Origin of the sequence: Staphylococcus sp. HL28, from assembly GCF_021117155.1 — a bacterium.
GTDB lineage: Bacteria > Bacillota > Bacilli > Staphylococcales > Staphylococcaceae > Staphylococcus > Staphylococcus warneri.
Genome location: NZ_CP088218.1, coordinates 683,412 through 702,619, shown reverse-complemented (window position 1 = coordinate 702,619; position 19,208 = coordinate 683,412). Strand labels below are relative to the sequence as shown.

Here is a 19,208-nt window from a genome sequence, read left to right as displayed (position 1 = left end):
ATTAGAATCGTATATCATTCTTATATGAAACATTGTCTTATAGTCATTTTATTTAATCAACTGTTTAAATCGAGAATGATTCAAAATCGTTGCCCCCACTAAGCTTGCTATGATTGCTTTAATAATGTCACCTGGCATAAATGCTAACGATAATTTAATAGATTCTTTTACTGGAATATTTGTAATGAATCCCATAATAATTGTTCCTAAAATATCTAAACCAAGGACACCCACCACTAAAGTTGCAATTAATAAAATAATAAAATTGATTTTATGTAAGTATTTATCTCTAACCCATCCGATAAAGAAAGCTACAAATGGATATAAGAATAAAAATCCTGCAGATGGTCCTGCAAATGCGCCTATACCGCCACGTCCACCAGATAAAACTGGTAATCCTACTGCAGCTAGTAATAAAAAGATAACTACGCTTAATGTGCCTAATTTTCTACCTAAAATGATCCCCGCTAAGAATATGCCAATATTTTGTAATACAATCGGAACTGGCATGATGGGTAACGGGACGCCAGGTACTAACCCTAATATACATATAATTGCTGCCATCAAGGCTGTGTAAACTAAATCTTTTGTACTCAATATGTTCATCCTCCTTACATGAAGATGATTATACCACTAATGTAAACCTAAGTGAATATATAGTTTACATTAGTTGGCTCGTTTTGCTAAATCTCCTATATAATTAAAGAACTTATTACGTTCTACATAATTGATCATATTGATCTCTCTACCATTATCACTTTGAACAGTTCTGCCTTGACTCGGACCATGAGCAATAACATCCACATTTAGTTTCACTGATTTAGTTAATTTTGGATTTCCAACATAAGCTGTTGTAAGCACATCCCACAAGAAATAAGTTGAATTAGTCACAAAATGAGTTAATGGTGGGACAGCTGCATAACTCACTCCTAAGAAATCGATACCCGTAAAATGACGTTCATCAGCCCAACGTTGTCTTACATCTATAGTTAATGGGACTTGATTTGTACTTTCTAGTGCAACCATATCTATTTTAATTTGACTATCAAATACTGTTTTAACTGCTTCTGGATCCCAAAAAGCATTCCATTCTGCAGTACCATCATGTTCTGGTTCTTCAACATTTCCTTTTTCTAAAAATGTGCCGCCCATCCAAACAAGTTTTTCAATTTTATTTTCGATTGTGGGATCAGTTTTTAAAGCTTTAGCTAAATCTGTTAATGGCCCTGTAAATAATAGAATTAGCTTATCGTCTGCTTTTTTAAGTTTATCTATAATATCTTCGTATGCTTCAAGTGTATTTTCTTTTGACTCTGCACTGCCCACTTTTTCATTTAAAATCGGTAATGCATCCATGAAAAAAGCATGCATTCTCCAATCTTTTGGAAATGGATTTTTCCCTCTTTCATAAGATGGTGCAACATCAAGGTGTTGCTTCGAAAAACGGTTAATTATTTTGATAGATGCACTTAAAGATGGTTCTAAGTAACAATCTGCTCCTATTGTACTAACCCCGACTAGTTCCACATTGTCCATATGTAAAAGTAAAAATAATGATACTAAATCATCAACGCCACCATCATGATTAAAATAAACTTTTTTCATAAATAATACTCCTTTAATTGTAATTAAAATATTTTAATAATTATTAGCTATTTCATTATATCGAATAATTACAAAGATGACATAAAAGAACAAAAAGAAGTTGAACCATTGACTGACCATGGCTCAACTTCTTCATTATTGATATCGTTTATTTAGTATCCATTAATTTTTTCTTTAAATCTTTACGCATAAAGTCTAAACTATACGGATCATTATACCAGTATGTTTCTGCTTTCACTTTAATAACTTTACCGTCTTTAACTGCTGGCAAGTTTTTCCACATATTAGTTTTTTCATAAGCTGGTGTTGCTTTACCTTCACTTGTTGAAACAATGTAATCGCCAGCATATTTATCAACTTTTTCTTGTTTCACTTCAGCAAATCCTGCTTTTTTAGTTAAATCATCAACTGCTTTAGGCATTTTCAATCCAAATGCTTGATATAGAATTTCTCCACCACGGCCCCAATGATCGCCGTAAGTGTATAATTTCTTATCAAATTCATCAAAGATAGTTACAGTTTTGTCTTCACCAATTTTATCTTTGATTTCTTTACCATCTTTAGCAGTTTGATCTTTCCATTCTTTTTCCCATTTTTTAACTGCATCTTCTTTACCTAATAATTTACCCAGTTCCTCTTGTTGTTCTAAATAATTATGCTTTGCATAGTTAAATGGTACAGTTGCTGCAATTTTCTTGTATTTTTTGATACTCTTATTTTGATCTAATACAATAATTAAATCTGGTTTTTCTTTAGCAACTTTCTCAACATCGTCGTCACCAACTTTAGTAACACCTTTAAATTTATCTTTTAAAACATCACTTTGATCAACTTGGTTACTCACTGCTACAACGTTACCACCTAATTTTTTTACGCCACCAGCATATGATGGTGCAACAACAGCAATACGTTTTGGATTTTTAGGAATATCAATTTTTTTCCCATCATCCGTTTTGTAAGATTTTGTTTCTGCCTTTTTATCAGACTCTTTAGAGCCATTCCCTGAATTGTTACCACATGCAGCTAATAGCAACACTAACGCTATTAAAGGTAATAATAATTTTTTCATTTTTTCCTCCTGTTGAAAACGATTATCAATTTCATTAAAATTATACAAGATTACATGTAGTTTTACAATAGGTTTTTATAATAATAAATTTGATATTTTGCTACGAATTTCAATCTAACTTACATTAAACCAGTAATACTTTTAGCAATATTAGTATATGCCATATCTTCCATTGGAGGATTATGAAGTCCTGCTCGCATGTCACGATAATATCTTTGTAGTGGTCTCTCCATCTCTAGACTCTTAGCACCAACAATTCTCATCGCTAAATCTACCACTTCCAAGCCTTGATTTAGTACTAGGACTTTACTTGCAGAAGTTTCATTCCAAATATCCGTATCTTTCTCATATAATTGATATCCATGAGCAGTACTCCATAGAAAATGTCTAGCAGATAATAAAAGTGATTCCATTTTGCCTAGATTTTGTTGTACTGTCGGTATTTCAGCAATTGTGCCATCTATACTATTAGGACTATATGTTTTTGCAAAATCTACTGCATAGTCCCTTGCTGCTTGAGCTATACCTAAATAAACACTTGGAATATGCAATATCCATCCATTCAATGAGGGTTTACGTTTTTGTTCTACAAAATATTTATTAGGTATCTTCACATCATTTAAAACTAAATCATGACTTTCAGTTGCGCGCATACCTATCATGTTCCAATTATCAGCAATATCTACACCTTTAAAGTTTCTAGGAACTAAAAAGAAACCTACTTGTCCTAGTTCTTCTACATAAGCACCTACCACAAAGTGCGTTAATGCCTTACTCATTGATGTAAATGTTTTAACACCATTTAAGACATATCCGTCATCTACTTTGACTGCATTTGTGGCAGGACGACCACCTCGTGTTGGACTCCCCGTTTCCGCTTCACTCACAGCACGATTAACGAGCGCGCCCTTCTTCACTTCATCAGCAAATTCATCTAACAAATCTTGTTCCCACAATTGTTGTTCGTAAAGTTGTCCCACTACACTTAAATGCCAACCAATAGAAAGTGCTGTTGCACCATCTATACTAGCTAAATGAGTTTGTAAAATAACCATATCTTCAATTGTTCCACCCTCACCACCATATGCTTTAGGTAAGGTTAATAATGTATATCCTTCATCAATGAGCCATTGTACATTTTCATATGGAAAACGTGATTCAATATCATTGTTTTCTGCATATGATTTAAATTGCTCTTCTATAGCCTTAAATTTCTCTATCCATTTTCGTTGCAACTCAGTTTGGACTAATAATGATTGTCCCATTTCTTCACCTCATTAACGTATTACTTTTAGCTTAATTATCCTTAGTTTAACACTCGACATTATTAATTAAAAGTACCGAAATCACAGAATCCCTACTTTACCGATAAGAATTAATGTGATAAGTTATTTTTAATGATAAAGGGAGGTTAGCAACTTGATCAAAGTAGAACATTTATCTCATTTTTACCATTCAAATCAAGTGCTTAAAGATATTAATTTTTCACAACAAAGGGGATCAGTGACAGCCATTATAGGTCCGAGTGGTTCTGGGAAGACCACTTTACTTCGCACATTGAATGCACTTGCTATTCCATCGAAAGGTCTCATCACTATTGATGACTGCCAGTTCAATTCAGAGCAACACAATAAAAAAGATATTGCACACCTGAGACAACAATCAGCAATGGTCTTTCAAAATTATCAACTATTTAAAAATAAAACAGTACTTGAAAACATAACTGAAGGTCTCATATATGGCCAAGGTAAAAATAAAAAAGAAGCTATACATATCGCTGAAGAACATTTGCGTATGGTTAATTTGATTACACATAAGGATAAATATCCAATTCAACTTTCTGGAGGTCAAAGTCAACGTGTAGGCATCGTACGCGCACTGGCACTTAAACCCAAAGTTTTACTATTAGACGAGCCTACGTCTGCTTTAGATCCTGAGTCGATTCAAAGTATTTTAACCTTAATCAAAAGTATCGCACAACAAGGTATGACAATGGTTATAGTGACGCATGAAATTAGCTTTGCACAAGCAATTGCCGATCAAATTTTATTTATTGATAATGGCGAATTGATTAAACAAGGCACACCTAACGATGTATTAAGTCAGCCTAATAATGAACGCATCCAACGTTTTATCCAACGTATTAAAACAGAGGAGGATGCAACGTGAAACGTATAAAAATGTATCTCATGTTAACCGTTCTCGTATTAAGTGTCTCTCTTCTTTATTCATGCTCTAATGATAATGAACAACATGCAACGAAATCACATCCTAAAGAAATTAAAGTCGCACTTTCAGCCGAAGTTAACCCACCCTATCTGTATACCGATAAAAACAATCATTTTATCGGGTTAGATATGGAGTATATGAAGTTATTAGAAAAGAAATTACCACAATATCATTTCAAATACGAGGTTGGCGAAGAGGAATCTAATTTAGTAGGTATTGGTTCTAAAAAGTTTGATATGGGTATTAATTGGTTCTTTAAAACACCTGAAAGAGAAAAACAGTTTTTATATCAAGATGTACCGTATAGTTATGCGTTACCAATGCTAGCGGTTAATAAGAAGAATAATGATATTCATCAACTCAATGATTTAACTCAAAAAAGGTTAACACCTATGGCTCCAAGTGGCGGTTTATTTTCAATTTTAAAGCAATATAATCAGACACATGATAAAAAGATAGATATAGATACAATTCAATCACCTTCTAACGGCGACAACTTGAAAATGGTTGGTAATGGACGTCGTGACGCTATGTTTTTAAATTGGAATACTTATAAAGCTGTTCAAGATAAAGTTCACGAAGACGTTAAAATTGGGGGTATTGTAAAAAAGGAGCCACTTCATATCGTTTACAATAAAGATAACCAACAATTACATGATGATATCGATCAAGCGACTCGTGAATTAAAAAAAGAAGGCAAGCTTCAACAATTATCTCAAAAATATTTTGATATCAATGTATTCGATGATTTAAGTAAAATCAATCGTCAAAAAGATCAATTGGAGGTGCATTAGTTAAATGTCTGCTACACAATGGCTAGATTTATTTAATCAAGTCGTCCAACAATTGCCAATTACGTTAGTCATGATTATATGTGCACTCATTTTAGCCACTATATTAGGTTTAGTCCTTACTATAATTCGTATAAAACAAGTGCCCTATCTATCAACTTGTGTGAGAATCTACCAATCATTTATGAGAAGCACACCACTTCTTCTTCAGTTATTTTTAGTTTATTTTGCTTTGCCTCAATTTCTATTAATATTTCATATCAATATCAATCATTTTGATCGGTTATTTTTCATTATTTTAGCATTCAGTCTGCATAGTGCAGCCTATTTATCTGAAGTATTTCGTGCAGGTTACTTATCAGTAGATTATCATCAAATTGAAGCAGGACTTTCAGTAGGATTAAGTTATCCAAGAATCTTAAAGGATATCATTATACCGCAAGCATTAAGAAATAGTATTCCCAACTTAACAACCCAAATCATTGAACTAATTAAAGATACATCGTTAGCTTTCACTATTGGCATTATAGATATGATGGGACAAGTTCAATTGATTATTGGAAATAATTATGGCTTAGGTATGTTAGAGGTGTATGTTGTGATTTCTATTATCTATTGGTTGCTTGCATTAATCATTCAGGGGATGTTTACGATTATAAGTAAAATTTCAGAAAAACCATATCAAGTTTAGGGGGACATACAAGTGACTTTCATTTTCCATACTATTATTGAAGTATTAAAAGGTGTACCTAACACTTTAGCAGTAACTTTAATAGCCATGTGTGTAGGTATACTAATTGGATCTATATTCGCTCTGATTCATTTACATCGAATACCGGTACTATCTCAATTTGTAGTCATCTATAATTCATTTTTTAGAAGTACACCCTTAATAGTACAATTATTTGTGTTTTATTATGGCGTGCCAGCATTCATTCTTTGGTTTAATACCCTATTCAATACAAAAATGAATCCAGATATGATTCCTCCTTTAATGATTGCAGCTATCACTTTTTCATTACATGCAACTGCATACTTATCCGAATCAATTAAAGGTGGTTTACTTTCAGTAGATACAAAACAAATCGAAGCTGCACAAACTGTAGGGTTATCTCAATGGAATGTTTATCGACGTATAGTTTTTCCACAAGCATTTGGATATGCACTACCTAACATTGAAAATCAATTTATTATGCTATTAAAAGGGACATCGCTTGCCTTTGCTGTTCAAGTAACTGAAATAATGGCAATTAGTACTGAAATTGCTAATGAAGGCTATCAATTTTTACCTGTTTATACGGTCGCAGCACTATTTTATTGGTCATTAGCGATTATTATTGAGCTCATCTTTCACAAGTTAGAACACCGTACAACCCATTATTTAGTGTCATAAAATAAAACTCTGGAACGCACTGTTAAATAAGTGTGTTCCAGAGTTTTTATTTAATTCTTGTTCTCGACATTTCTATGAGGACGACCAGCAAATAACATAATCCATGTCGCTAAAATAAATGGCATTGTTAATGATGGTAAGCCAATGGGTTCAAGCATCGTATTCAAACCTAAATGTAATAATACAGTTAATAATAAACCTAGGAATGTTGAAAAATATGTATTGATACTCGTCTTGAATGTGGTACCTAATGCAATCGCTGTTAATATTAAATTGTAACCAAATATCCCTTGATTAATGTCATTCACATTACCACCTAACATCGCTACAATAACAAAACCAAGTACATTACCCAATATGGCATATACTGTTGCTTTTCTAGAGCCAATTAAAATACCGATTAATATAAGTAGCCCTGCCCATACGCTAGGTATAATAAAGACTTCACTAAAGCCTTCTAAAGTAGTTTTTATGATATTTACATGTTCTGAACTATGGTTTTTTACAATAGATTCTACTGTACCTGGAATGATATTCAATGGTGTTTTAACAGCTTTAACTTGTTCTGAAATTGAAATTGCAAACCAAGTTACAATAACAAATGGTGCAGTTAACATTGCTATACCATACGGTTTTAACCATTCTCTAATAGCTGAACCAACTGGTAAAGTTAGCACTGTAGCCACAATCGTTATCAAAATACCTGCCCAATTTTCATTTAAAAACAAACTTAATGCGATTGCAGTCAACACTGGACTAAAACCTGCTAAACCATCATTGATTTCTTCTTTCGAATAATTAACATGTGGCGCTAATACATATGCGATTACACTACCAATAAGTGCACTTAATCCCACTTTCCAATTACCAATAAATAAAGCAATTAACACTAATAAACCTGTGTAATGATTATTAATTAATAACACTTGGGATATATTCTTTAAAATAATACTTACTATTTTCATGATGTGTGCCCCCTAATTTCATAATTAACATGATACATCACTTTTTTAAAAATGTGTATAAATATGTTATTAACTCTTTTTATATAATATACGTATTGAGGAAATTAAATAAATTTTATAATTGCATTATTGAAATCAAATGTTTTACACCTTTTAATTAAAAATTTAAACTTATCGACTCTTTATACTTGTTAATTATTAAAAATCGTCCTAATATAAAATTTGCAAGTTTATTTGCAATTACAAATATTTGAAAGAAGGGATTATTTTGCATTTTACACAACGAGAGCAAGATAAATTAATGATTGTTGTGGCTGCAGAAGTCGCTCGTCGCAGAAAAGCACGAGGTCTTAAACTAAATCATCCAGAAGCACTTGCTTTAATTAGTGACGAATTATTAGAAGGCGCAAGAGATGGAAAAACAGTAGCTGAATTAATGAGCTTTGGTAAAACAATTTTAAATGAAGAAGATGTAATGGATGGTGTTGCAAGTATGATTACTGAAATCGAAATCGAAGCAACATTCCCAGATGGAACTAAATTAATAACTGTCCATCATCCAATAGTTTAAGGAGGACGTAAATATGATTCCTGGAGAAATTAGAATTAAAAATACAGATATTGAAATTAACCCAAATTCACCGGAAACGGTACTTGAAGTAAAAAACACTGGAGATCGCCCTATTCAAATAGGCTCACATTTCCACTTTTTTGAGGCTAACTTAGCTTTGGATTTTGAACGTGACAAAGCTTATGGTAAACATTTAGATATCCCTGCTGGTGCAGCTGTCAGATTTGAACCTGGAGATGTCAAACAAGTCCAACTTGTAGAATATTCCGGTAATCGAAGAATTTATGGCTTCCGCGGATTTGTAAATGGCCCAATCGATGGCTCGCGTGTATATCGTCCAACTGGCGAAGATGATAAATATGCTGGCGTATTCAATGACGAAGGCCATGATAATGTCAATAAAAAAGGTGGTACTAAATAATGAGCTTTAAAATGACGCAATCACAATATACAAGATTATACGGTCCAACCCTTGGTGACGCTGTAAGATTAGGTGATACTAACCTATTTGCAGAAGTTGAGAAAGATTATGCTAATTATGGTGACGAAGCTACGTTTGGTGGCGGGAAATCTATTCGTGATGGTATGGCACAGAATCCTAACGTAACTCGTGATGATAAAAATGTAGCCGATTTAGTTTTAACGAACGCTATGATTATCGATTATGACAAAATTGTTAAAGCAGATATCGGCATTAAAAACGGCTATATTTTTGCAATCGGTAAAGCGGGTAATCCTGACATTATGGATAATGTGAATATCATTATCGGTAGTACAACTGATATCATTTCTGCTGAAGGGAAAATCGTAACAGCAGGTGGTATTGATACTCATGTTCACTTTATCAATCCTGAGCAAGCAGAAGTTGCTTTAGAAAGCGGTATTACAACACATATCGGTGGTGGTACTGGTGCTTCAGAAGGTGCAAAAGCAACAACTGTAACACCTGGTCCTTGGCATATTCATCGTATGTTAGAAGCTGCAGAATCATTACCTATCAATGTTGGTTTCACAGGTAAAGGACAAGCAGTCAATCACACAGCACTTATCGAACAAATCCATGCTGGTGTCATTGGTTTAAAAGTACATGAAGACTGGGGTGCTACACCATCAGCATTAAGTCATGCGTTAGATGTAGCAGATGAATTCGATGTTCAAATTGCACTTCATGCAGACACATTAAACGAAGCTGGATTTATGGAAGATACTATGAAAGCTGTCAATAATCGTGTTTTACACATGTATCATACTGAAGGTGCCGGTGGCGGACATGCTCCTGACTTAATTAAATCAGCTTCTTATTCAAATATCTTACCTTCATCTACTAACCCTACATTACCTTATACGCATAATACTGTAGATGAACATTTAGATATGGTGATGATTACACACCATTTAAATGCATCTATTCCTGAAGATATTGCATTTGCAGACTCTCGTATTCGTAAAGAAACCATTGCTGCTGAAGACGTATTACAAGATATGGGTGTATTCAGTATGATTAGTTCTGACTCACAAGCGATGGGACGTGTCGGTGAAGTCATTACTCGTACATGGCAAACTGCTCACCGTATGAAAGAACAACGCGGTGCATTAGATGGAGATTCAGAATATAACGATAATAATCGAATTAAACGTTATATTGCGAAATATACAATTAACCCTGCTATTACACATGGTATTTCTGACTATGTTGGTTCAATTGAATCTGGTAAATTAGCTGACTTAGTATTATGGGACCCTGCTTTCTTTGGTGTTAAACCTGAGCTTGTAGTAAAAGGTGGTTTAATTAATGTAGCAGTTAATGGTGATGCAAATGGTTCTATCCCAACATCAGAACCTATGAAATATCGTAAAATGTACGGCCAATATGGCGGCAACATTACACACACTGCTATGACATTTGTGTCTAATACAGCTTATGAAAATGGTATATACAGACAACTTAACTTACAACGTATGGTAAGACCTGTTAAAAATATCCGTAACTTAACGAAAGCAGATATGAAAAATAACAGTGCGACACCTAAATTAGATGTTGATCCACAAACATATGAAGTTTATGTTGATGGTGAGAAAATTACGAGTGAAGCAGCAACTGAGTTACCATTAACTCAAAGATACTTCTTATTCTAGGAGGAAGCATATTAATGATTATCGAAGAAATTCAAGGTAATATAGCCAATTTATCAGCTGAAGAAAAAAATAAACATGTTGAAAAAGTATATCTAGAAAATTCTGATTTAGTTAAACGTATTCAACGTGTCAAAACAGATCATGGTAACGAATTAGGTATTCGATTAAAACAACCTATCGACTTACAATATGGTGATATTTTATATCAAGATGAAACCAATATGATTATCGTAGATGTTAATTCTGAAGATTTATTAGTGATTAAACCACGTAATTTAAAAGAAATGGGCGATATTGCTCATCAACTGGGTAACCGTCATTTACCAGCACAGTTCACAGAAACTGAAATGTTAGTTCAATATGACTATCTCGTTGAAGATTTACTCAAATCTTTAGGCATTCCATATAGTCACGAAGATAGAAAAGTAAATCAAGCATTTAGACATATAGGACATTCCCATGATTGATCATCAAAATTTACGATTATTTCAGTTCTGTGATTCACAATTTCCAACAGGTGCTTTCAGTCACTCATTTGGATTAGAAACCTATATACAACGTGAGTCAGTCAATAATGATGTCACTTTTGTACAATGGTTAAAATTATTTTTAAATGAACAGCTAACGTATTCAGATGGTCTTGCGATGAGAATCGTCTATGAGGCTCTAGAAGCAAACGACACAGATAAGATTTTACGTATGGACCAACTTATATTCGTACAAAGTATTCCTAAAGAAACACGTGTTGGTGCAAAGCAGATGGGAACACGTATGGTGAAATTAGCAATGGAATTATACGATAGCGAATGGATAAATTGGTACCATGAACAAATGAAAAATAAAAAAGCCAAATTGCATCCAGCTATTTGTTTCACTATGCTTGGTTATCATTTAGGTGTTGATATAGGAACAATCATTGATTATTACCTTTATCAAAATGTATCAAGTTTAACACAAAATGCAGTGAGAGCTATTCCTTTAGGACAAACTGCTGGGCAAAAAGTAGTTACACAAATGGTGCCTTATATCGAAGAAACTAGAAATCATATATTATCACTTGATGAAAGCGACTTTGGTATGACAGCGCCTGGTTTAGAATTAAACCAAATGGAACATGAAAATGTTAATGTAAGAATCTTTATTTCATAGGAGGTATCAGTATGACTGAACCAATTAAAATTGGAATTGGTGGTCCTGTTGGTGCAGGTAAAACCCAATTAATAGAAAAAGTAGTTAGACGTCTAGCCAAAGATATGAGCATCGGCGTTATAACGAATGACATTTATACAAAAGAAGATGAAAAGATCTTAGTTAATACAGGTGTCTTACCTGAAGATAGAATTATTGGTGTAGAAACAGGTGGTTGCCCTCATACAGCAATTCGTGAAGATGCTTCTATGAACTTTGCTGCTATTGATGAGTTATTAGAACGTAATGATGATATTGAACTTATCTTTATTGAATCTGGTGGCGATAACTTAGCTGCGACATTCAGTCCTGAACTTGTAGATTTTTCAATCTATATTATCGACGTTGCTCAAGGTGAAAAAATCCCTCGTAAAGGTGGACAAGGTATGATTAAATCAGACTTTTTCATCATTAATAAAACGGATTTAGCACCACATGTTGGCGCATCATTAGAACAAATGGCTGAAGATACAAAAGTATTTAGAGGCGACAGACCATTTGCGTTTACTAATTTGAAAACAGATGAAGGTCTTGATGAAGTGATTAAGTGGATTGAACGTGATACTTTACTTAAAGGATTATCATAATGTCTCAACAAGCTTGGACAGGTCAACTTGATTTAACCGTATTTAATAATGGAAGTCGTTCTGTTGCACGTGATATCTTTTTTGAAAAAGCATTAAAGGTTATTCGTCCAGTATATTTAAATGGATCAACCATCCCTACTTTCTATATTGTTAATGTAGGTGGTGGTTATCTTGATGGTGATCGTTATTCAATGAATTTTAATATTGAAGACAATGCCAGTGTCACACTGACTTCTCAAGGTGCGACCAAAATATATAAAACATTAAACGACAGAGTGGAACAGTATCAAACATTCCAATTAAAGCCAAACGCATACATGGAATATGTGGCTGATCCAATTATTGCATACGAAAATGCTAAATTTTATCAACACAATCGCTTTGACTTAGATCAAACCAGTGCCATGTTTTATACCGATATTCTTACACCTGGTTATTCATCAGAAGATAAAAACTTTTCATATAAGTATATGCATTTGGTAAATGAAATATACATCGATAATGAATTAGTAACTTACGATAACCTTATGTTAAATCCTGAAAAAAATTCAATAGATTCTATTGGTTATATGGAAAATTATACTCATTTAGGATCAGCTTATTTTATACACCCTAGTGTAAATCAAAGATTTATCGATGAGGTTTATGATCAAATTAAACATTTTGAGAAAGACTTAAATTGTCGATTGGGCATTTCACAATTACCAACACACGGGCTATCGATTAGAATATTATCCAACCGTACACAGTATATTGAAAAGATACTTGAAACAGTTCAAGCTTATATTGCTAATATGCTATATGATAGAAATCTAAATTTCTTAAGAAAATATTAATGTGACTCAAGTGTCAAAATGATAAAAGTTTAAAAATTAAAAAGGCTTGGTTGCCATTTGGTAACCAAGCCTTTCTTTATTTGAAAAATAAGGGGCGAAGCTAAATTATGTAATTAAGATGCTATTCAGTTTGTGGTTAATGGATCATTTTTATCGTAACTACAATAAGAAAACATTCATTAACCTTGAAACACACCCATTTTCCAATAAGTCTATAATGATAAACACCTATAATTCCCTAGCTACACGATAAAAGCGTAACAACTAATGCTCCACTTTCTTACTCAATTCCAAAACTTACTTTCCATCACAATTAATTATCTGAATTTGAACCATTAAATATAAAATATAATAAAACAAGTCACTTAGATATATTGTTCTAATTCATCAATGAGTTGCTTAATTTTATCCTTTTGTTCTTTTGTCACAAAAACTATTACTGTACGTTCGTCATGCACGCTTCTCTTTTTAGATAATAAATTTAACTCTTTTAATTTTTGTAATGCTTTAGTTAAGTAATATGGTTTAAATTCAGAACATGTTGCAATTTCTTTAGAAGATATTTCATTAGACTCACTTTTTAATATGTAATTCAGAATATAAATTTCTTCATAGTTAAGATTATATTGCTTTTTTGTATCTCTAAAGAATTTTTTCACTTGAAATGTAGCGTCAACTAAATCATTAATATTTTTTATTTTTGCAATTCTAAAACCACTCCTCTGATGCACATCTTGTTGTAGCAAGGTTTACATAATTTCATCTTACTGAATTGATCTCCACCCATGTTACAAAGTTCATTTTAAACAAACAAGTTTAAAAATTCAATAATTTTATTACTCGAATTTGCATTTATATATTTATTTCTTTTCTCAAACATTTATTTAACTTTTTTCATGGTTATTAAAATATATATATCACAAATTTACCACTTATTCCAGAAGTGTATATTTTAAAAATTTTATAATTCCCATTTGATTAGTTGGATTTTTACAAATAATAAATTGCTAAGCAATATTAAAATAAAAATAACGATATGCCATAATAATACGTATTATCATGGCATATCGTTATATAGCATTAGCAGTATTGATAGTGTCTTTTCAATCACTTCTTTTAAACGTTTGTTTAAGGCTGTATTTTTGCTTTTACAAAATCAACAAAAGCCTGTACCTCATTAGATTTAAAATCGTGCATCGGTATTTCACCGATATTAAAATTAAATATAATTGTTTCACCATCGTATTCAATATCATTAACTTCATCGTAGCCAATATTTCTATAATAGAATTGACCATTCATATCTACATTCATGATTAAACGTTCAGACGTAGCTATAAATGCGCCCTCAAATTGAGATTGTCCTTGAACTTGGTAATCCATAATTCCTAACACTGAAGGACCTTTCTTTTCAGTTGGGAATAAATCGTTGGGATTGACATTATCTAAAATCATACACAAACTCCTTCTATCTTTAACTCATCTATTTATAAGTCTTTAATTCCCTCTTTTAAAATTTCATAACATGATTCAATGATAGAAACCACTAAGTTCATATTACAATGTTTGATTTTAAGTTTAATAGTACGTTCATCTTCGACACATCTTTCTTTTATAATATAACCTTTTTGTTTCAATTTTTTAATATTTGGGCTTAAAGCTACAACACCTCTTTGTGTTTGATATCTCATATATTTAATTGTCATTTCATTTTCATTAATAAGTAATGTAGCTAGTACATAAAGTTCTTCTATTGAAAGATTATACTTATTTAAACATTGACTAATGTAACCAATGATTTCATTACAGGCTATAAAGTATTTAATAGAATATTCTGTTGTAGTATTTATAATTAATTGATTAGAATTAATTATTTCAAGAAGTTCACCAAATAAAAATTGTATTTTTTGTTTCTGTAGTTCTGTTAAAGATATACTTAATTGTCGTTGGTCTTCATCCTTACGATCTTTTAAAATCCATTGATGTTGATATAAATATTGTAGCATTTGTAGTATCTTTGTTTTTTGTTCGATCATTTCAAGTTGATTAAGATCCATATATTTTTCGTTACTTTTCTCATTTACTAAAAAGTAAAGTAATTTAATATGATCAAATGTTAAATGGTATGAATATTTTAAATAATCGTTAGCGACTTTAATAATCATGTAGTGTGCTATAAACGCCTTTATTTTTACATTTGGCATGATGAATCTTCCCTTCTACATACCAGTCATACATCATTAACTAAAATATTAATATGAACAATTGCTATACTTGGTAGTTTTATAGTGCTTTTACCTATTTCTTTTTTACAAATTTCACCAATCCAATATAAATTTTCTGTTTTAATCTCTTTATTGATTGATTTCCTATCTCCTCTAGATGACTTCATAAAAGGCTGATAGTCTATCATGTTAATTTCAGCATGATTGATATTAGTTATATTTGCGAAATTGAATTGAACAAAATCAATATTAGGATTTTTAGTCATTGGTATATCTAGGAGGGCAATACACTGATATTCATTTTTATAATGAGACACTATCAAATCAGCATTTTCAAATATAACATTACCACGCAATTGATTATAAATATCTAATAAAAATAAAATAGAATGCGTAGATGTGATTTGAGAGTGTTGTATATCTTTCATATCTATATGATCCCAATGCAAACACACGGAATTGACATTTTTTAGTTGTTTAAAAATGTCTTTAAAATGATTAAATTCCGACTGATTGATAAAACTAGAATGATTATCCATTATTAAATTATTAATCATTAATTTTTTATTATTAATAAACTTGAATTGGCTTATTTTATTTAAGGGAATCATAATCTTGTCTACTAGCTTTTCGGCCCTATCAACCATATTTAATTGTTGTTGATAAGGGGACCAAATTAATTGATAATCATCAAAATAAACATTCAATAGCTGTTTAATATCTTTAATTCTATTAATATTAATCCCTTGAATTAAAAATTCTAACTTTTCATTTTTAAAACGCCTTTTTATTTGGAATAGTATTTTGATTAATTTTTGAATGCCTATTTTTTCCAATGAAGTCAGTTCTTCTGAATGTTCTGCTTTAATATTATAAACTGGTATCATATTCACATCATTTAAAATTTTTAATTGCTGATTTAATTGTTCTTCGAATATTTTGATTTGCTTTATGAGTGAATTTAATTCGAATTCTATAATAATATGGATGGGCTTACTTCTATAATTCAATCTTTCTTTCAAATTCAACAAATCAAAATGACTAAACATCTTTAATTGATTCACTTCTATATACAATTGATATGGGACAATCGTTTTGCGTTGTGTATTTAATGGGAAATGAACATCAATCGACATAGATGATTGTTGATTTTCCTTGTTCATATGTTTCAAAAGTCTCAATATATTTTCGTCCAATTTAATTTCTTTTGTTTTATTATTAGCGATAGACGTCTCTATATATTGTTTTCTAATTAATTTTGGAGTTTGACCATAAGCATCTTTAAATAGTTTGATAAACCTAGAATAATGATTAAAACCATGATTTATCGCAATATACTCGATTGATTGATTTGTTGATAAAATATCAATCAAACAAAATTTTAGCCTAATATGATTCAAATATTGGTTAAAACTATAATATGGTGTATGTTGAAACATTTGTGTTAATTGATGACTTGGCACATTTGTTGCATTCACTAATTCGTTCTTATTTATTTTCCTTGAGTGGTTGTCTACTAAATAATTATGAATAGGTTCTGAAATAAGTGAAATGCCTTGATCCCCTTTCTTATCTGAAGAGATTGAGCATAATTCAATACATAAATATTTGATAACTTTATCAATCATCATTTCTTCTGTTTGATTCATACATTTTAATTCAATTAACTTGGTTAGTAGATCAGTGATTTTTGAATGGTTCACCGTTTGTATTTCTCCACCTACTAATCTTGTGCGAGGTGTTACGAATCTCAAGAAATCCTTAGTTGAAACTTCTATTAAACATGTTATAGCTTGGTTTTCACTTTTAATTTGATATACATCATTCATCATTACAAGTAAAACACGACCAGGATGCATCACATACTTTTTTAAGTTAATGACCAATTTACCTGTCCCTTTTAACCAATAAATAAGTTTGATATTTGACTCTTTACTATTATTAATAATTAAATTCTGAAATATTCGTACTGAATAGTTTTCTATCATGTTGTTTCCTCACGCTGCTTACAATAACATCATCCATGTAACTTTATGTTGTGATTTAATAAGTATCTTTTAATTAGATAACCTCTATCTTCACATTCAATTTTATAACGATTTAATATTCTATAATATCAATTCTTTTAAAGATTATATCAATTTTCATTTATATTTAAACAGCATGTTTTAGACTAATAGTTACTTTATCCATTTTTCAATGTATTTTATCACTCGTTGATAACTATCATTGATCAAGAACAGTTCATATTTACATATATAGTTAAGTGATGTTGTCCTACACTTTAATTTATTATTCATCCTTTAAAATATAATACAATTTAAATTTTCTGTAAGTTTACAGATATGTAACACATTTTTTCGTAATATTTTAAATTCAATTAATAAATAGCATAACCATCATATTTCAACAAAATCATTGCCGTATTATTTTTAATTTAAGTTGTGTAACAATATTAGCAAAAAATTACAAATCCATAACAACGCCCACAAATCAACTTTTTTTTGGTAAAGTATTGCTTGTCGTTAAGAACGAATTCAATTACATAAAAACATAGCTTTTATGCTATTAAAATTATAAAAATAAATTGGAGGATATTTATCAAATGAAAAAAATCGCTACAGCTACAATCGCAACTGCAGGAATCGCTACTTTCGCTTTTGCAAATCATGATGCTCAAGCAGCAGAAAATAACAATGGTGGATATAACCCAAATGATCCAACTTCATACAGCTATTCATACACAATCGATCAACAAGGTAACTACCACTACACTTGGCAAGGTAACTGGAGCCCAGACAATGTAAATCATAATAACAGCTACGATTATGGTTACAATACTCAAGCTTACAACAATTACAATAACTATAATTATAATAATTATGATTATGGCTATAACACTCAAGCTTATAACACACCACAACGTACAGGCGGTTTAGGTGCTAGTTATTCAGCAACAAGCCATAACGTACATGTAACTACGACATCTGCACCATCTTCAAATGGTATTTCATTATCAAGAGCAACTTCAAATGGTGGTAACTTATACACTGCTGGACAATGTACATACTATGTATATGACCGTGTAGGTGGAAAAGTTGGTTCAACTTGGGGTAACGCTAATAATTGGGCAAACGCTGCAGCAGCTGCAGGTTACACAGTAAATAATCGCCCAGCAGCAGGTGCTATTTTACAAACCACTCAAGGTGGATATGGTCATGTTGCTTACGTTGAAAGTGTTAACAGTGACGGTTCAATTCGCGTTTCTGAAATGAACTATGGACATGGTCCTGGTGTAGTAACATCACGTACTATCTCAGCTAGTCAAGCTGGTTCATATAACTACATTCACTAATCATTTTTAGTCATATTCAAAAAACCGAGTATTACATTCACAAATTTGTGAATGTAATACTCGGTTTCTTTATATGATTGCAACTATTATATTAACGATTTAATTGAGACCAGTAACAAAAAAACTGTCTCGTTAATAACCAAGTAAACCAGGTAATATCGCTACAAGCTTACCCGGTTCTTGGTTACAAACAAATTCAAATAATCTTTCTTGATTCGCTTTTTCTACATAATAATTGGCAATTTATTAAATGTTGTT

At 31.5% G+C, this 19,208-nt stretch carries 21 protein-coding genes; 12 read left to right on the top strand and 9 right to left on the bottom strand.

Features of this window, described 5'->3' with window-relative positions:
* Nucleotides 1-48 precede the first annotated feature (48 nt).
* From LPC11_RS03225 to LPC11_RS03210, 4 genes are all read right to left on the bottom strand, one after another.
* On the bottom strand, nucleotides 49-597 hold the full coding sequence (locus tag LPC11_RS03225; protein ID WP_041613668.1) for a biotin transporter BioY: 549 nt from the start codon (nucleotides 595-597) through the stop codon (nucleotides 49-51).
* Nucleotides 598-666: 69 nt separating this feature from the next.
* Nucleotides 667-1,605, bottom strand: a complete 939-nt coding sequence (locus LPC11_RS03220; protein ID WP_023373663.1) for a nucleoside hydrolase — start codon at nucleotides 1,603-1,605, stop codon at nucleotides 667-669.
* Nucleotides 1,606-1,753: 148 nt separating this feature from the next.
* Complete coding sequence (locus tag LPC11_RS03215; RefSeq protein ID WP_015364782.1) at nucleotides 1,754-2,674, bottom strand: ABC transporter substrate-binding protein; 921 nt, start codon at nucleotides 2,672-2,674, stop codon at nucleotides 1,754-1,756.
* Between the two features lie 119 nt (nucleotides 2,675-2,793).
* Complete coding sequence (locus tag LPC11_RS03210) at nucleotides 2,794-3,939, bottom strand: acyl-CoA dehydrogenase family protein (protein ID WP_023373665.1); 1,146 nt, start codon at nucleotides 3,937-3,939, stop codon at nucleotides 2,794-2,796.
* Between the two features lie 154 nt (nucleotides 3,940-4,093).
* Between LPC11_RS03210 and LPC11_RS03205 the strand changes: the two genes are divergently transcribed.
* The 4 genes from LPC11_RS03205 to LPC11_RS03190 are packed head-to-tail and all read left to right on the top strand — an operon-like array spanning nucleotide 4,094 to nucleotide 7,087.
* Entirely contained in the window at nucleotides 4,094-4,843 is a 750-nt protein-coding gene (locus LPC11_RS03205; RefSeq protein ID WP_041613670.1) for an amino acid ABC transporter ATP-binding protein, read from the top strand.
* Complete coding sequence (locus tag LPC11_RS03200) at nucleotides 4,840-5,697, top strand: amino acid ABC transporter substrate-binding protein (RefSeq protein WP_041613671.1); 858 nt, start codon at nucleotides 4,840-4,842, stop codon at nucleotides 5,695-5,697. The genes LPC11_RS03205 and LPC11_RS03200 overlap by 4 nt, the downstream gene beginning before the upstream one ends.
* A 4-nt stretch (nucleotides 5,698-5,701) precedes the next feature.
* Nucleotides 5,702-6,385: an amino acid ABC transporter permease gene (locus LPC11_RS03195; protein ID WP_023373671.1), complete on the top strand. Its 684-nt coding sequence runs from the start codon at nucleotides 5,702-5,704 to the stop codon at nucleotides 6,383-6,385.
* A 12-nt stretch (nucleotides 6,386-6,397) separates the two neighbouring features.
* The gene (locus LPC11_RS03190; protein WP_231307350.1) at nucleotides 6,398-7,087 is read left to right on the top strand and encodes an amino acid ABC transporter permease; all 690 of its coding nucleotides are present in this window, start codon (nucleotides 6,398-6,400) and stop codon (nucleotides 7,085-7,087) included.
* A 50-nt stretch (nucleotides 7,088-7,137) separates the two neighbouring features.
* Here LPC11_RS03190 and yut read toward each other — a convergent pair whose 3' ends face one another.
* Nucleotides 7,138-8,052, bottom strand: coding sequence for an urea transporter (gene yut, locus LPC11_RS03185; protein WP_023373675.1), 915 nt, complete (start codon nucleotides 8,050-8,052; stop codon nucleotides 7,138-7,140).
* 268 nt (nucleotides 8,053-8,320) lie between these two features.
* Here yut and LPC11_RS03180 point away from each other — a divergent pair, with 268 nt between their 5' ends.
* Genes LPC11_RS03180 through LPC11_RS03150 form a run of 7 tightly spaced genes read left to right on the top strand, consistent with a single transcriptional unit; the run spans nucleotide 8,321 to nucleotide 13,370 of the window.
* Complete coding sequence (locus tag LPC11_RS03180; protein WP_002465430.1) at nucleotides 8,321-8,623, top strand: urease subunit gamma; 303 nt, start codon at nucleotides 8,321-8,323, stop codon at nucleotides 8,621-8,623.
* A gap of 13 nt (nucleotides 8,624-8,636) precedes the next feature.
* Nucleotides 8,637-9,044, top strand: coding sequence for an urease subunit beta (locus LPC11_RS03175; protein ID WP_023373677.1), 408 nt, complete (start codon nucleotides 8,637-8,639; stop codon nucleotides 9,042-9,044).
* Nucleotides 9,044-10,759 (top strand): urease subunit alpha, encoded by a 1,716-nt coding sequence (gene ureC, locus LPC11_RS03170; protein WP_231307349.1) that lies wholly within the window; start codon nucleotides 9,044-9,046, stop codon nucleotides 10,757-10,759. Before LPC11_RS03175 ends, ureC begins: the two co-directional genes overlap by 1 nt.
* Before the next feature lie 14 nt (nucleotides 10,760-10,773).
* Nucleotides 10,774-11,226, top strand: coding sequence for an urease accessory protein UreE (gene ureE / locus LPC11_RS03165; RefSeq protein WP_002450281.1), 453 nt, complete (start codon nucleotides 10,774-10,776; stop codon nucleotides 11,224-11,226).
* Nucleotides 11,219-11,908 carry an urease accessory protein UreF gene (locus LPC11_RS03160; protein WP_023373683.1) on the top strand — a complete coding sequence of 230 codons (690 nt, stop codon included), beginning with the start codon at nucleotides 11,219-11,221 and terminating at the stop codon, nucleotides 11,906-11,908. Before ureE ends, LPC11_RS03160 begins: the two co-directional genes overlap by 8 nt.
* Nucleotides 11,909-11,919: 11 nt before the next feature.
* Nucleotides 11,920-12,534, top strand: coding sequence for an urease accessory protein UreG (gene ureG, locus LPC11_RS03155; RefSeq protein WP_002465435.1), 615 nt, complete (start codon nucleotides 11,920-11,922; stop codon nucleotides 12,532-12,534).
* Nucleotides 12,534-13,370, top strand: a complete 837-nt coding sequence (locus LPC11_RS03150; RefSeq protein ID WP_104681533.1) for an urease accessory protein UreD — start codon at nucleotides 12,534-12,536, stop codon at nucleotides 13,368-13,370. Before ureG ends, LPC11_RS03150 begins: the two co-directional genes overlap by 1 nt.
* Before the next feature lie 365 nt (nucleotides 13,371-13,735).
* On the opposite strand, the gene LPC11_RS03145 is transcribed toward LPC11_RS03150, so the two are convergent.
* From LPC11_RS03145 to LPC11_RS03130, 4 genes are all read right to left on the bottom strand, one after another.
* Nucleotides 13,736-14,077 (bottom strand): transcriptional regulator, SarA/Rot family, encoded by a 342-nt coding sequence (locus LPC11_RS03145; protein ID WP_002465419.1) that lies wholly within the window; start codon nucleotides 14,075-14,077, stop codon nucleotides 13,736-13,738.
* A 421-nt stretch (nucleotides 14,078-14,498) separates the two neighbouring features.
* A complete protein-coding gene (locus LPC11_RS03140) occupies nucleotides 14,499-14,825 on the bottom strand; it encodes a PH domain-containing protein (RefSeq protein WP_023373687.1) in 327 nt (108 codons plus the stop codon).
* Between the two features lie 32 nt (nucleotides 14,826-14,857).
* On the bottom strand, nucleotides 14,858-15,574 hold the full coding sequence (locus LPC11_RS03135) for a transcriptional regulator, SarA/Rot family (protein ID WP_023373689.1): 717 nt from the start codon (nucleotides 15,572-15,574) through the stop codon (nucleotides 14,858-14,860).
* A 26-nt stretch (nucleotides 15,575-15,600) separates the two neighbouring features.
* The gene (locus tag LPC11_RS03130; RefSeq protein WP_231307348.1) at nucleotides 15,601-17,583 is read right to left on the bottom strand and encodes a helix-turn-helix transcriptional regulator; all 1,983 of its coding nucleotides are present in this window, start codon (nucleotides 17,581-17,583) and stop codon (nucleotides 15,601-15,603) included.
* A gap of 617 nt (nucleotides 17,584-18,200) precedes the next feature.
* Between LPC11_RS03130 and LPC11_RS03125 the strand changes: the two genes are divergently transcribed.
* A complete protein-coding gene (locus LPC11_RS03125; RefSeq protein WP_023373692.1) occupies nucleotides 18,201-18,950 on the top strand; it encodes a CHAP domain-containing protein in 750 nt (249 codons plus the stop codon).
* The last annotated feature ends 258 nt before the right edge of the window (nucleotides 18,951-19,208 follow it).

Bases quoted from the DNA above. Each gene is read 5' to 3' on its own strand.
- LPC11_RS03220 (WP_023373663.1), bottom strand. From the start codon at position 1,605: ATGAAAAAAGTTTATTTTAATCATGATGGTGGCGTTGATGATTTAGTA.
- LPC11_RS03215 (WP_015364782.1), bottom strand. From the start codon at position 2,674: ATGAAAAAATTATTATTACCTTTAATAGCGTTAGTGTTGCTATTAGCT.
- LPC11_RS03210 (WP_023373665.1), bottom strand. From the start codon at position 3,939: ATGGGACAATCATTATTAGTCCAAACTGAGTTGCAACGAAAATGGATA.
- LPC11_RS03195 (WP_023373671.1), top strand. From the start codon at position 5,702: ATGTCTGCTACACAATGGCTAGATTTATTTAATCAAGTCGTCCAACAA.
- yut (WP_023373675.1), bottom strand. From the start codon at position 8,052: ATGAAAATAGTAAGTATTATTTTAAAGAATATATCCCAAGTGTTATTA.
- LPC11_RS03175 (WP_023373677.1), top strand. From the start codon at position 8,637: ATGATTCCTGGAGAAATTAGAATTAAAAATACAGATATTGAAATTAAC.
- ureC (WP_231307349.1), top strand. From the start codon at position 9,044: ATGAGCTTTAAAATGACGCAATCACAATATACAAGATTATACGGTCCA.
- ureE (WP_002450281.1), top strand. From the start codon at position 10,774: ATGATTATCGAAGAAATTCAAGGTAATATAGCCAATTTATCAGCTGAA.
- LPC11_RS03160 (WP_023373683.1), top strand. From the start codon at position 11,219: ATGATTGATCATCAAAATTTACGATTATTTCAGTTCTGTGATTCACAA.
- ureG (WP_002465435.1), top strand. From the start codon at position 11,920: ATGACTGAACCAATTAAAATTGGAATTGGTGGTCCTGTTGGTGCAGGT.
- LPC11_RS03150 (WP_104681533.1), top strand. From the start codon at position 12,534: ATGTCTCAACAAGCTTGGACAGGTCAACTTGATTTAACCGTATTTAAT.
- LPC11_RS03140 (WP_023373687.1), bottom strand. From the start codon at position 14,825: ATGATTTTAGATAATGTCAATCCCAACGATTTATTCCCAACTGAAAAG.
- LPC11_RS03135 (WP_023373689.1), bottom strand. From the start codon at position 15,574: ATGCCAAATGTAAAAATAAAGGCGTTTATAGCACACTACATGATTATT.
- LPC11_RS03130 (WP_231307348.1), bottom strand. From the start codon at position 17,583: ATGATAGAAAACTATTCAGTACGAATATTTCAGAATTTAATTATTAAT.
- LPC11_RS03125 (WP_023373692.1), top strand. From the start codon at position 18,201: ATGAAAAAAATCGCTACAGCTACAATCGCAACTGCAGGAATCGCTACT.